Raw genomic sequence first — 13,528 nt, 5'->3', positions numbered from 1 at the left:
TTTCTAACCTCATTCGACTATGCGAAGTTAGGTGGTGCAATGAGCATCGTTGAGTTCAAGTTAGAACCAAACACTTTATTACTCGCCAAAGCTTGCTCTTCTTTCTGCCATGGCGTTGAGGATTGCCTCAGAATCAAGGATTTGAGTCCAGGATAGCAGGTTATCATCATTCTCAATCACAAACGCGGTAAGCTGAGACACGATTGCTTTTCTCAATGCTTCACCTTTCCAAGGTTTGGCAATGTAATAATCGAGACTCGCGTTATTTACGGCTTCTACGGTGTCTTCCAAACCAGCTTGTCCTGTGAGTAAAACTTTGCGCGCTGCTTTTGTGCCACCATTTTGACTGAGTTCGATTAAGAAGCTGATCCCAGTTTGTTCCGGCATAATGTGGTCACATAAAATGAGCGCAAGCTGAACTTCTTCTTCCGCCATCTCCTCAATCACTTGCCGAGCTTCAGTCACCGATTCCGCTCCTTCGACGACAAAGTTCTCCTCGAAGGGAGCAAGATCTTGGAGCACGCTATCCAAGACTTCTCGTTCGTCATCGACACATAAAATTAGATACTTGGTCATGTTTCATCTCCTTCTTCGATGACTGGTAACCAGACGGTCATTCGAGTGAACTGGCCGATCTCTGATTCGACGTCAATCCACCCTCTGTGTGCTGTTACGATTTGCTGGCAGATGGACAGCCCGATGCCTAAGCCAAAATTACCTTCTTTTTTTGTGGTGAAGTTCAGCTCGAAAATGGCGTCTCTTTGCGATTCAGGAATGCCACATCCATTATCTTCAAATGAGATAACGGCATAATGTGTGTGCTCTTTTTCTACAAGGCGTGTTTGTATGTTTAACACACCTTTCTCAGGAAATGCGTCAATGGCGTTAGAGACCAAGTTCGTCCACACCTGTTGGAGTGCGATCGGTTGACAAAGGATGGAAGGCAAGTTTGCATAGTCGGTTGAAACTTGGTGCATTTTTAATTTGTTCTCGAAAATCACCAAGGTGTCTTCAATGCCCTCATGAATATCGGCATAGTGCAGGGTCTCATCATCTGACCGAGCATATCCTTTCAGGCTTTTTACCATATCAGCAATTCGTGCTGCACAGACATTAATTGAGCGAAGTGTAGAACCTGCTTTGTGGTATTGCTCTAGTGTATTGAGAGCATGATAAGACGCTTGCTGCTTTCTCGTTAGTTGGGTAAGTAGCTCGTGATCGGATTCTAAACCAAGGCTCACCACTTTCTTTGCCAACGCTCGGTCTGGAAGAGTATGGCTAAGCGCTTTTACGCGTGATCTGAGCTCGGCGGTTGAAGCGGGTTTTGAGGTTTGCGCTTTGTTCAGTAATTCAATGCCTTTGGTTTGTATATCGGAACTGGGCGCATCGTTAAGTAATCGTTCTAGTGTATGCGTTAAATTCTCTACGCCTCTTAATATCGCGGCTACTGGATTGTTTAGTTCGTGGGCCACTCCCGCAACCAATTGACCAAGCATCGCCATTTTTTCTCTTTCAATGAGCTGCTGGTGGGCTGATTCTAAAGATTCGAGCGTTTTTTGAAGTTGCAGTTTGGTGTTGATGCTTCTTTGCAATCGGCGGTTGAAGTGGCGTAAAAGCAAGTTTGTAAAAAGAGGCAGTAAGTTTGAGTCGCTTTGCATCACTTTATTGAATACGTTGCGATCGAGTTTGATAACTTCTGTTTTGGTTAGTGTTAGAGCTGTCGAGAAAGAACATTCCCCAGTAACAAACGACATGCCTCCGACAATATTCCCTTTGTTATGGCGTACAACCTCTCGCTGCATGCCTTGCTCATCGCGCTTGTACAGAGCCACTTCACCTTCGGTGATAAACCACAAAAAGCAATTTGGCTCGCCTTCCACGGTTAATAAGTGTTCAGGTGAGTATGTACGGCACGCTCTTGTTTCGTCATTATCTTTGAAAAATTGCTGGAGAGCGGAGATCACTTGCTCGGCTAACTCGGCATCAGACATCGAGTGGTAGTCGTGTAAGAATCCGGCTTGATAATGGCTCATCTGGTTATTGATGTGCGCTCGCAACAAGCTGTGATGATCCAATATCTGACTGTAACTTAGCAGGTCTTCTTTGCCATTTCGCAAGATAAATTGGGTCAGCTCTTTTTGCACTGTGTTAAATAAGACGTGATCTGGCAAAGGTTTAGTGAGGCAGTGGTCGAGCCTGCCCTCATTAACGGCAGTGAGAATTGCCTCTATATCAGACGAGCAGCTAATAAGAATTTTTCTTGCTTGCTCGGTATGTGGCATCCGGTCTAAACCAATAAGAAAATCCACGCCGTTAAAATGAGCGTGATGGCTCGCTATAACTAAAGCAACAGTCTGTTCTCTTTCTTCTAGATACTCTAAAGCGCTTTGAGCCTCTTCTATCGATTCGACAGAAAAAATATCAAACTTACTTGAGAAGGCAGACAGCTCCAATCGAAACTGTTCAGCACTGATTGGGTTGTTGTCGAGACACAACACAGCATAACGATTCACAGATGTTTTAGCTCCGGTTAAAACTTCGCCACGCAAACTTTAACAATAAAAGGACATGATGAGTGGGAGCCAAGTATGATTCCTGATTAATGGACTAGAATAAGCATCAATAGTCTGATTTGTCTCAATGTTTTCTCCGCAGGTGGTTTGGGGTAGACTGACCGAAAATATCTAATAAGTGACGTTATGCAAAATCTTAAAAAAATCGGCGCCATTGGTGGTGCTATCTCATTAGCACTGTGTTGGCCATTGGCTGTCGGACAAATTGGTCAGTCCATCATTGAAGATGGTATTACCAATATGAATGATGAAATGATTAAAGGTGAAGTAGTCGAGTATCAGCGTGGCTACTTGTCTTCAGTCGTGCTGACTCGTTATTCAGTTGTTGATCCTGAGCTTAAAACTCAGCTAGAGCGTGATGGTATGCCAACGACGTTTGACGTAACCAGTGATGTTAGCCACGGTCTAACAAGCCTAACAGCAGATTCAAAATTGGTGGACAATGACTTTTTGCCTCTCACGATGCATAGCCAGACTCAACTAAATGGCAATACAGCATTTATCCTCGACCTAGACAGCTGGCATTATCGTAACGAAGCGCAAGGTGTTTCTGTTTCTACAAGCCCTGCAAAAGTAACAGGTGATGTGACGGTATTGGGTGATCTCAATTACCAAGTTTCCGTTCCTTCTGTTCAAGTGGATTTTGAAAACGGTGAAGAGCTTCATCTGAATGCATTGACAGGGCAAGGTAAAGGAAAGCAAGCAAAAGGCTACTGGTTAGGCGAGCAATCTTTCTCTCTAGAGAAGCTGGATGTGGTTGATGCGAACTTGACGCCTGTCTTTTTGATTGAAAATGCGAGCTACCGTGGTAACACTACGATGAGTGAGTCTGGTGATAAGCTGAACAGTCAATTAAACCTAGATGCTAAGAAACTACGTTTAACTGATGGGACGGATGTCGATAACTTTAAGTTGGATTTCTCAATTGCAGATGTGGATAGCCAGTCTTTTGATCAAATTATGTCTATCTATCAAAGCTCTCCTATGCTAGATGAACAGGAAATTGCGAATTTATTGCCGCATGTCGATACGCTGTTTAGCAAAGGTTTTGATTTATCCGTGAACGAGCTTTCACTCGCGTTCGGTGACGGCAAGTTCCACAATGAGTGGCAACTATCCATCCCTGAAGGTACTGAGCATATTTCTCAAGATCCAATGAAGTTGGTGACGGCCACTACTGGTGAACTTAGCACTTACTTCTCTGATGAATTAGTAACGCATTACCCATTTATTCAAGAAGGGATTGATGAGCTCCTTATTATGGAGTTGATCGAAAAAGTAGAGGGCGGTTATCAATTAAAAGCAGAAATTGGTGAAGGCAAATTGAAGTTCGAAAATGGGCATGAGTTCCCATTGGTGGCTCTACTTATGCCTGCTTTGATGCAACAACAGTAATTCGTGTTGTTGCGAATTTGTTCCAATTCAACGCTTAGTCTTTAAAAAGAGGTCGTAAGACCTCTTTTCTTGTTTTTATCACTGCGAAAACGTGATATTAATTTCGTAATATTTACATAGCAGGAGCAATGAGCATCATGGAACAAAATACGGACAACGTATTTAACTTCAGTGCAGGGCCAGCAGGCCTGCCTAAAGCAGTTATGCAGCAAGCACAACAGGAACTAATCGATTGGCAAGGCCTTGGTACTTCGGTCATGGAAATCAGCCACCGAAGCAAAGAGTTCATCAAAGTTGCAGAAGAAGCCGAGCAGGATTTACGTGATCTTCTGAATATTCCGGACAACTATAAAGTACTGTTCTGCCAAGGTGGTGCTCGTGCTCAGTTTGCTGCTGTTCCTCTAAACTTACTTGGTGATGCCGATACGGCAACTTACATCGATGGTGGTTATTGGGCTGAAAGCGCGGTAGCTGAAGCGAAAAAATACTGCGAACCAGACGTGTTTGATGCAAAAACAGAAATCAACGGGAAAGTCTCGGTTCTACCTGCAAGTGAATGGAAAATTGCTCCAGAAGCGGCTTACGTTCACTTCTGTCCAAATGAGACCATTGATGGTATTGAGATTAACGATCTTCCTATCACCGACAAACCGATTGTTGCTGACATGTCTTCGACAATTCTTTCTCGTGAAATTGATGTGTCGAAATACGGTGTGATTTACGCGGGCGCTCAGAAAAATATTGGTCCTTCCGGCATTGCTATTGCTATCGTGCGCGATGATTTATTAGGTATGGCGAAGCAGGTACTACCAAGTATTTTGGATTACACTGTTTTGGCAGAAAAAGAATCAATGTTCAACACGCCACCAACCTTTGCATGGTACCTGTCTGGTCTTGTTTTCAAATGGCTGAAGGCACAGGGCGGAGTAAAAGCGATTGAGCAAGTGAACCGCGCTAAAGCCGCGCTACTGTATGATTACATCGATCAGTCTGATTTCTACCGTAATGGCGTGCACTCAGCAAACCGTTCTTTGATGAACGTGCCATTTCAACTTGCTAAGCCTGAACTGGATGCAACCTTCCTTGAGCTAGCAGACTCTAAAGGGCTGAAAGCGCTAAAAGGTCACCGAGCAGTTGGTGGTATGCGAGCATCCATTTATAACGCAATGCCGCTTGAAGGCGTTCAAGCGTTAGTAGACTTCATGCAAGAGTTTGAGAAAAACTACGCGTAAGCTCAAACTGATAGTTGTTCTCCAAAGCGTCGCTATTGCGGCGCTTTTGTTTATCTCAACTCACATCATTCCAGGAAGGTAAAATGACCAAGGCAAATATTGAAGCGCTGACTAAGCAGTTCCCACTCTTGGCAGCACTTATTGATCTTGAAGAGGTTTGTTGGTTTAACCCCCATATCACTTCCTTGGAGGAAGGCTTACCTCATGTCGGGTTAGGTGAACAAGATATTCAAGTTGCGAGTGAACGGCTAACACGATTTGCGCCTTATTTGATGAAGGCGTTTCCCGAAACGGAAACGTCGCGTGGCATTATTGAGTCCCCAGTGGTGGATATTCCCAATATGAAAGTGCGTTTGGAGCAGCAATACGACACACCAATATTGGGCCATTTAATGCTCAAAAAAGACAGTCATTTGCCAATTTCTGGTTCGATCAAAGCGAGAGGTGGTATTTATGAAGTGCTCACTCATGCAGAAAAGTTGGCGTTTGAAGCCGGCTTGCTCTGTGAAAACGATGATTACAGAAAATTGTTCAGCAATGAGTTTCGGCAGTTTTTTAAGCAGTACAGTATTGCGGTTGGCTCAACCGGCAATCTTGGTATGTCCATCGGCATCATGAGTGCGAAGCTGGGTTTTTCAGTTTCAGTCCACATGTCTGCGGATGCGCGGGAATGGAAGAAAAATAAGCTCCGGTCGCATGGTGTTAATGTCGTAGAGCACCAAGAAGATTATGGTATTGCTGTCGAGCAAGGTCGTAAAGAGGCAGAAAAAGATCCCAACTGTTTCTTTATCGATGATGAAAACTCACGGACGCTGTTTCTAGGTTACTCTGTTGCGGGTGAGCGTCTTAAGCAGCAATTTGATGACTTGGGAATCGTGGTTGATGAGCATCATCCATTGTTTGTTTATCTTCCTTGTGGTGTTGGCGGTGGACCTGGTGGGGTGGCATTTGGCTTGAAGGTAGCATTTGGCGAGCATGTCCACTGTATTTTCGCAGAGCCAACGCACTCACCGTGCATGCTGTTGGGCGTACATACAGGCTTGCATGACGATATTTCGGTGCAAGATTTGGGTATCGATAACATTACCGCCGCTGATGGTTTGGCAGTAGGTCGTGCCTCGGGATTTGTCGGAAGAGCGATGGAAAGGCTACTTGATGGTTTTTACACCATTGATGACGCTCGTATGTATCACCACTTGGGTGAGTTAAGTGAACTGGAAGGTATTAATCTAGAGCCTTCTGCATTAGCCGGTATGATTGGGGCAGTGCACGTCTCGAATAACCATGCTTATCAGTCTCGAATGAAATTTGACGAAGAAAAACTCAAAAAAGCAACACATCTTGTTTGGGCAACAGGTGGGGGCATGGTTCCGGAAGATGAAATGGCGGCTTATCTCAAAAAATCTGGTCGGTAAATCAGCACTGTATACGTGCTTAATTAGGTAACTAATAATACAGGAATAACAAAAGGGCTCATCGTTTGATGAGCCCTTCTCGTCACTGAAAATCGAATTATAGAGATTGTAATAGCTGGTAGTAACGACCTTTTTGAGCGAGTAGCGTTGGATGGTCGCCTTGTTCGATGATCTCACCTTGTTCCATCAAACAGATGCTATCCATACTTTCTAACTCTATCAGTCGGTGTGTAATGAATACTACTGTCTTATTAGCAAAGTGTTCATTGAAAAGCGCCATCACTTTTTGTTCCGTACGCTTATCGAGGCCTTCAGTCGGCTCATCTAAGAGTAGGATTGGGGCATCACGTAGCAATGCTCGAGCAATACCGATTCGGCGTTTCTCACCACCAGATAACTGACGACCGCCGTCGCCTAACCAAGCGTCTAAACCTGGCTCTTCAAGAAGTCCGCCAAGCTCGACTTTTCGTAAAATAGTAGACAGTTGCTCATCACTTGCATCCGGAAAGGCCATGAGTAAGTTGTCACGTAGTGTCCCGTTTAGTATATCTACGCGTTGACTGACCACAGTCATTGCTGCTCGCAGGTCCGACTCGCTCCAATCTTGCAGTTTTGTACCACCGATTCGAACTTCACCTTGGTTAACATCCCAGTAGCGGCAAAGAAGCTGAATCAGTGTTGATTTACCTGAACCTGTTTGACCTACAATTGCAGTTTTAGTGCCCAACGGTAGTGAGAGTGACAAGTCTTTCAGCACCTTTTGCTGACCGTCAGGGTAAGTAAAATCTATGTTGTCGAATTCAATGTCTAACGTTGTGTCTTTATGTTTCGACTGCTCAGGGAAGACAACGTCAGGTTCAGCCAAAATTACTTCATTTAAACGACGAGCAGAAGTCAACGTTTGACCGAGATACTGGAATGCGCTCGCGATAGGCATCAGAATCTCAAAGCTCGCCATGGTTGCAAACGCAAACAGCGCAATCCAAGGATCAGGAGCACGACCACCTACGCCGTCTGCAGCAAACCAAAGCATCACAACCAGTGTAATGCCGTTCACCAGCATAAGCAGGCCTGAAGCCATGCCCGTTAAATTCGCGTTCACAAATTGGTTAGACAGCAACTGCTTCTGCTTCTCTAGAATGAGATTACGATAACGTTCTTCTGCTCCAAAGATACTCAGTTCGCTGTAGCCTTGAAGCCAGTCCAGTGTCGCCACTCGCAATTGCGCTTTATGATGAGTGAGATTCTCGCCATTATTTTTACCCAGTTTATAGAACAGCACTGGCCATACAAACAACATGACGGTAAGAATCGAGCCAAGCAGTAGGGCGAGATGCCAATCAAAGAACGCCAGGACAGCCGTTAAACTCAATATGCCAAAAATACCAATCACGACAGGGCTGATAAGTCGAAGGTATACGTGATCCATCGCATCTACGTCCGCTACTAGACGGTTGAGCAGATCGGCATCACGCATCGTAGAAACACGACCCGGAATCAGTGGTGCAAGTTTCTTAAAGAAGAAGATACGTAGATCGGTAAGCAGCTTGAACGTTGCATTGTGGCTAACGACACGTTCTCCCCATCGACCTGCGGTTCGAGCCATTGCAGCGCCGCGTACCCCGGCACCTGGTAACATGTAGTTGAAGGTCTCACGAGCAACCGTCAAGCCTGCCACCGCTGCGGCTGAAATAAACCAACCTGATAGCGTTAATAAGCCAATAGACGCCGCTAAGGTCAGAAATGCCAGTAGCATACCTAGCGAAAGACCAAACCAGTGTTTCTTATAGAGTTTAAGATAAGGGAGTAAATCACGCATCTAAGTTCCCCTTGTCTGTTTCACGTTGTGCGAGGTTCGCTTCCAACATGTCTTTAAATAAGCCATCTTCTGTCGACAGTGTGGCGTAATCACCACGTTGAACAATCTGACCGTCCTGCATAACAAGAATTTGCGATACGTTTTGTAAAGGCGCAAGTTGGTGAGTAATCATCAGATTCGTTGTGGCATGCGCATACTTGTTAATGCCTTCCATCACGAGTTTTTCACTGCGAGCATCTAAGCTTGCGGTTGGTTCATCTAATAACCAAAAACGACCATTTTGTAGCATGGCGCGAGCCAGTGCTAAACGCTGCGCTTGGCCGACAGATAAACCACCAGAACGATCAGATATCGGATAATCCAACCCATGCATTTCAACAAATTCAGCAGCGTGAGAGTCATTCAACACAGAATGTACGTCTGCATCCTGAATATTGTGCTTACCTAGTGTGATGTTATCTCGAATGCTACCGTGTAATAGCATCGGGTTTTGACCAATCCAGCTTACTGCCTCTCGCCATGTGGCTAGATCCAGTTGCGACAATTCACAACCATTAATCTTCAAGCTACCTTGATAAGGCATGAAACCGAGGATGGTGTTTACCAAGCTTGTTTTACCTGCGCCACTTGGTCCAACTAAAGCCGTACTTTTGTTGGCTTCAAGAGAGAAGGATAGGGGACCTGCGAGCTGCTTACCTTCCGGACTAAAAATGGTTAACTGGTTCGCTTCAATATGGATAGGGCTGTTTTTATCTAACGCTTGGGTACCATCTTTGATTTGATCGACTTCCAAATCCAGAAACTCGACAATGCTTTCTGCTGCGCCAACCGCTTGCTGTTTCGCATGATAGAACGTGCCCAAATCACGTAATGGCTGATAAAACTCTGGAGCAAGAATCAGAATGAACAAACCAGCAAACAGCGTAACACCTGTGCCGTAGTAGCCGAAGTCCAACTCCCCGATATAACTAAAGCCAAAGTAGACAGCGGTAATTGCGATAGAAATAGAAGTGAAAAACTCTAACACCGCAGAAGACAGAAACGCGATTTTCAGAACGTCCATGGTACGAGTACGAAAGACTTCTGAAGCACCCTTTAGCGTCTCAGTTTCAGATTTTGTTCTATCGAATAAGCGAATGGTTGTCATTGCTTGCAAGCGGTCATAAAAGTGACCCGACAAACGCTGCATCGCTTTAAAGTTTTTACGGTTTGCTTCTGCGGCTTTCATCCCAACCAGTGCCATGAAAATAGGCACTAGTGGTGCAGTGACCAGGAAGATCAAGCCTGCTGCCCAGTTTACTGGGAATACGACAACCAAAATGATGAAAGGCACTAGTACCGATAATGACATTTGAGGCAAGTAGCGTGAGAAGAAATCTTGCATATCTTCTACCTGCTCTAAGATGAGCGTTGCCCAAGTGCCAGCAGGTTTGCCTTTGATGTAAGCTGGCCCAAGTTTATGAACTTTATCTAAAATGAGTTGGCGAATATAAACTCGAATTTGCTCCCCGCAACGGTAACCGGCAAGCTCTCGACCCCAGGTACAAGCAGCTCGACCGATAACCGTGCCACCGAGCCCAACAAAATGCCAAATGAGCTCGGCTTTGTCGACTTGGTCAATGATTAACTGGTGCAGAATGGAGGCGAGCAGGGCTGCTTGAGCCAATAAAAACACGCTTGAAAGTACGCCTAGGCCTATCGCAATCATAAGCCAGCGCTTGGCTAACTTACTTTGTTGCTTCAGCCACTTATTCAAGCTGCTTTGCTTTTTCTTATCCATCGTGAAGGCTTAATGATAATTGTTTTAATGAGGCGGTAGTATACAAAAGAAAACCCAGCGGGAATACCGCTGGGCTTTAAGGATATGACACAAATGTGAAAAGTTATTTGTCACCAAGTGAGTCTAAGAAACGTTCAGCATCTAATGCAGCCATACAACCTGTACCTGCAGAGGTGATCGCTTGACGGTAGTTGTGGTCCATTACGTCGCCAGCTGCAAATACACCTTCGATACTAGTTTGTGTTGCGTTGCCTTCAAGACCTGATTGAACGATGATGTAGCCATCTTTCATGTCTACTTGGCCTTCAAAGATTTGTGTGTTTGGCTGGTGACCAATTGCGATGAATGCACCCATTACATCGATATCTTCTGTCGCACCGCTGTTCACGTCTTTAATGCGGACGCCCGTTACGCCCATATCGTCACCCAGTACTTCATCGAGAGTGCGATCGGTATGAAGAACGATATTACCGCTTTCAACTTTATCCATCAGACGTTTCACAAGGATCTTCTCTGCGCGGAATGAATCGCGGCGGTGGATCAGGTGAACTTCTGACGCAATGTTAGATAGGTATAGCGCTTCTTCAACAGCCGTGTTACCACCGCCCACAACTGCAACTTTCTGATTACGGTAGAAGAAACCGTCACAGGTTGCACAAGCAGAAACGCCGCGACCTTTAAATGCTTCTTCAGACTCAAGGCCAAGGTATTTTGCTGATGCGCCGGTAGATATGATTAAAGCATCACAAGTGTACTCACCTGAGTCGCCTTTTAAACGAAATGGGCGTTGTGATAGCTCTACTTCATTGATGTGATCAAATACGATTTCAGTTTCAAAACGCTCGGCGTGTTCTTTCATGCGATCCATCAATGCTGGACCTGTCAGTCCCTCAGCATCGCCTGGCCAGTTTTCAACTTCAGTTGTGGTGGTTAGCTGACCACCTTGTTGCATTCCCGTCACAAGCACAGGGTTTAAGTTTGCACGCGCTGCGTAGACGGCAGCTGTGTATCCTGCAGGACCAGAACCAAGAATTAATAATTTACAGTGTTTTACGTCGCTCATTATGGCTCCAAAAAGGGCGTAACATTTCCCTCGATTGTATGGAAATTCTTAGTGCTTTAAAAGCATAAACAACGATTGTGATCGAATAATTGGTTATAGATTAGAACCCACTAAATATTGATTGAGAACGTTGACTTCTAGCATAAAATTCTATTCGTAGTAGAGAAGTCTAGTTTCAAATATTGTCAAAGCGTAAAACTGAAACATGGCTCTGTTTTTGTGGTTTGGTTTGGTTTGTTATGTTGTTTTCGTCGTTTTGTTGAAGCTATCAACGTTAAAAGCTGGTAATTGCAGAATATTTGCGTAACCTAGTGTGTAAATTAAATGTTAATTAATGTGCCTCATTAAAGGAGCAAATGATGTTACATTCACGTGAGAATACTCTACATTTAACACAGCTCAGCATGGCAGCAATTGAGCAGCTTTCCCCATCGTTTGAAGAACTGCCTCGTACCGAACATGCAGATGGTCAGTATCGACTACGACGTTATTCTGTGGTTGGCTTTGATAACGGCAAAGTCATCGACTTAAATAAAAATAGCTTTGTTCAATCCTCTGATATCAACCGATTTCAAGGTGATGTAGTAAGACAATTCGAGCCAATTGAGAAGGATATTCTTACCAGCGATGGATTTCGAGAAATGTGTGAATTGTTTGTCAATGCGAATCATCTGCCAAACGGTCAAGAAATAGAAATTCACCAAATCCGTATCAGGGCACTGGAAGAAGAAACCCAAGTAGCACCTGAAGGTGTGCACCAAGACGGTTTTGATCATATTGCAATGGTTGGTGTGGGACGCCATAACATCATCGGTGGCGACATCATGCTGTACAGCAGCCATAACCAAGCCCCATTTTTCCGTAAAGTGCTAGAAACCGGAGAGGTCGCAATCTTGGCTGATAGCAAGCTGTGGCATAACGCGTGCCCAATCCGCTCTGTTATTGATGACGAAGCGGGCCATATGGATGTATTTGTACTTACTGCTACGGATAAGCGTAATGAACTTCAATCTTAATCAGATCAGAGAGCAATTTCCGGCGTTGGCTCAATACCACAACGACAAGCCCGTGACGTTTTTTGATGGTCCAGGTGGCTCACAAGTGCCTCAACCAGTACTAGACAGCATGGTTGGGTATTTAGGTCGTTTCAACGCTAACTTAGGCGGGCATTATTTTTCTAGCCAAGTGACCGTTGACGTAATGCAAAATGCGCGTGAGTCGGCTCAGGCTCTACTTAATGCCCCTTCATCTGGCAATATTGTCTTCGGTGCCAATATGACCTCACTAACCTTTCAGCTTAGTCGCGCGATTAGTCGAGATTGGCAAGCAGGAGATGAGATCATTGTCTCCGCTTTGGATCACTATTCAAATGTATCCAGCTGGCAGCAAGCGGCAGAAGATAAAGGCGTTACGGTTCATCAAGTTCGTATCAACGAAGAAGATTGTACGCTTGATATGGAGCATTTAAGCCGCCTTCTTTCTGATAAAACGCGCCTTGTCGCTGTGACTTATGCATCGAACACGACGGGTTCTATTGTGGATGTACAGCAAGTAGTCAGCATGGCGCACAATGTTGGGGCACAAGTTTATGTGGATGCCGTCCATTATGCGCCTCATCATTTGGTTGATGTTCAAGCGTTAGGTTGTGACTTTTTAGCTTGCTCAGCTTACAAGTTTTTCGGACCGCACGTTGGTATTGCTTACATAGCCGATCAGTGGCTCCACAGTATTCGCCCTTACAAAGTCGAGCCTGCCACTAATATAGGCCCTGGTCGATTTGAAACAGGAACGCAAAGTTTTGAAGGTCTTGCTGGTGTCGTTTCTGCGGTTGAGTACCTGGCTCAATTTGGTGAAGTCGGTTTACCTCTTCGCCAACGATTGGAGCAAAGCTACCAACTGTATGAACAACATGAGCAGCGCTTGAGTGAGCGTTTCTTACAGCGTTTGAATGCATTAGATGGTGTCAATCTATTCGGTATCGCAAAGGAAGATAGCCAACTCCGCACGCCAACTTTTGCGCTAACGTTTGACCGATATTCTCCAGAGTTCATCGCGAAAACACTGGGTGAACATAACATTTGTGTATGGAATGGTCACTTTTATGCGTTGGGCTTAGTTCGTCAACTTGGTTTAGAAGAATCGGGTGGTGTAGTGCGAATTGGTTGTATGCATTACAACACAATAGAAGAAGTCGATATGTTATTCGATGTGCTAGAAAGCATCCTTGACGCATAACTAACGATTTCTTCCT

At 44.8% G+C, this 13,528-nt stretch carries 10 protein-coding genes; 5 read left to right on the top strand and 5 right to left on the bottom strand.

The features are described from left to right. Positions 1–78: 78 nt before the first annotated feature. Positions 79–576, bottom strand: a complete 498-nt coding sequence (locus R7Z47_RS09175) for a response regulator (RefSeq protein ID WP_017634872.1) — start codon at positions 574–576, stop codon at positions 79–81. Next, positions 573–2,513, bottom strand: coding sequence for an ATP-binding protein (locus R7Z47_RS09170; RefSeq protein WP_025998638.1), 1,941 nt, complete (start codon positions 2,511–2,513; stop codon positions 573–575). Before R7Z47_RS09170 ends, R7Z47_RS09175 begins: the two co-directional genes overlap by 4 nt. Positions 2,514–2,699: 186 nt before the next feature. Between R7Z47_RS09170 and R7Z47_RS09165 the strand changes: the two genes are divergently transcribed. From R7Z47_RS09165 to R7Z47_RS09155, 3 genes are all read left to right on the top strand, one after another. Continuing rightward, positions 2,700–3,968, top strand: coding sequence for a DUF945 family protein (locus tag R7Z47_RS09165; protein WP_005378002.1), 1,269 nt, complete (start codon positions 2,700–2,702; stop codon positions 3,966–3,968). A 137-nt stretch (positions 3,969–4,105) separates the two neighbouring features. Beyond that, positions 4,106–5,200, top strand: coding sequence for a 3-phosphoserine/phosphohydroxythreonine transaminase (gene serC, locus R7Z47_RS09160; protein ID WP_262606587.1), 1,095 nt, complete (start codon positions 4,106–4,108; stop codon positions 5,198–5,200). A gap of 83 nt (positions 5,201–5,283) precedes the next feature. Beyond that, the gene (locus tag R7Z47_RS09155; protein ID WP_033905127.1) at positions 5,284–6,615 is read left to right on the top strand and encodes a D-serine ammonia-lyase; all 1,332 of its coding nucleotides are present in this window, start codon (positions 5,284–5,286) and stop codon (positions 6,613–6,615) included. Between the two features lie 97 nt (positions 6,616–6,712). On the opposite strand, the gene cydC is transcribed toward R7Z47_RS09155, so the two are convergent. The 3 genes from cydC to trxB all read right to left on the bottom strand — a co-directional run bounded on the left by cydC (position 6,713) and on the right by trxB (position 11,277). Next, the gene (gene cydC / locus R7Z47_RS09150) at positions 6,713–8,434 is read right to left on the bottom strand and encodes a heme ABC transporter ATP-binding protein/permease CydC (protein ID WP_262606586.1); all 1,722 of its coding nucleotides are present in this window, start codon (positions 8,432–8,434) and stop codon (positions 6,713–6,715) included. Then, positions 8,427–10,214: a heme ABC transporter permease/ATP-binding protein CydD gene (gene cydD / locus R7Z47_RS09145; protein ID WP_262606585.1), complete on the bottom strand. Its 1,788-nt coding sequence runs from the start codon at positions 10,212–10,214 to the stop codon at positions 8,427–8,429. The genes cydC and cydD overlap by 8 nt, the downstream gene beginning before the upstream one ends. Positions 10,215–10,317: 103 nt before the next feature. Next, positions 10,318–11,277 (bottom strand): thioredoxin-disulfide reductase, encoded by a 960-nt coding sequence (trxB, locus tag R7Z47_RS09140; RefSeq protein WP_005377991.1) that lies wholly within the window; start codon positions 11,275–11,277, stop codon positions 10,318–10,320. A gap of 359 nt (positions 11,278–11,636) precedes the next feature. Here trxB and R7Z47_RS09135 point away from each other — a divergent pair, with 359 nt between their 5' ends. After that, complete coding sequence (locus R7Z47_RS09135) at positions 11,637–12,293, top strand: 2OG-Fe dioxygenase family protein (protein WP_005377989.1); 657 nt, start codon at positions 11,637–11,639, stop codon at positions 12,291–12,293. Beyond that, the gene (locus R7Z47_RS09130; RefSeq protein ID WP_005377986.1) at positions 12,277–13,512 is read left to right on the top strand and encodes a cysteine desulfurase-like protein; all 1,236 of its coding nucleotides are present in this window, start codon (positions 12,277–12,279) and stop codon (positions 13,510–13,512) included. Before R7Z47_RS09135 ends, R7Z47_RS09130 begins: the two co-directional genes overlap by 17 nt. The last annotated feature ends 16 nt before the right edge of the window (positions 13,513–13,528 follow it).

Source organism: Vibrio sp. 1641, from assembly GCF_033339995.1.
Classification (GTDB): domain Bacteria; phylum Pseudomonadota; class Gammaproteobacteria; order Enterobacterales; family Vibrionaceae; genus Vibrio; species Vibrio alginolyticus.
Note: the sequence above shows the minus strand (reverse complement) of the source record. Positions and strands in the feature narration are given on the sequence as shown.

What these genes read in the sequence shown, in the direction of transcription:
- R7Z47_RS09175 (WP_017634872.1), bottom strand. Translation starts at nt 576, where the DNA reads ATGACCAAGTATCTAATTTTATGTGTCGATGACGAACGAGAAGTCTTG.
- R7Z47_RS09165 (WP_005378002.1), top strand. Translation starts at nt 2,700, where the DNA reads ATGCAAAATCTTAAAAAAATCGGCGCCATTGGTGGTGCTATCTCATTA.
- serC (WP_262606587.1), top strand. Translation starts at nt 4,106, where the DNA reads ATGGAACAAAATACGGACAACGTATTTAACTTCAGTGCAGGGCCAGCA.
- R7Z47_RS09155 (WP_033905127.1), top strand. Translation starts at nt 5,284, where the DNA reads ATGACCAAGGCAAATATTGAAGCGCTGACTAAGCAGTTCCCACTCTTG.
- cydC (WP_262606586.1), bottom strand. Translation starts at nt 8,434, where the DNA reads ATGCGTGATTTACTCCCTTATCTTAAACTCTATAAGAAACACTGGTTT.
- cydD (WP_262606585.1), bottom strand. Translation starts at nt 10,214, where the DNA reads ATGGATAAGAAAAAGCAAAGCAGCTTGAATAAGTGGCTGAAGCAACAA.
- trxB (WP_005377991.1), bottom strand. Translation starts at nt 11,277, where the DNA reads ATGAGCGACGTAAAACACTGTAAATTATTAATTCTTGGTTCTGGTCCT.
- R7Z47_RS09135 (WP_005377989.1), top strand. Translation starts at nt 11,637, where the DNA reads ATGTTACATTCACGTGAGAATACTCTACATTTAACACAGCTCAGCATG.
- R7Z47_RS09130 (WP_005377986.1), top strand. Translation starts at nt 12,277, where the DNA reads ATGAACTTCAATCTTAATCAGATCAGAGAGCAATTTCCGGCGTTGGCT.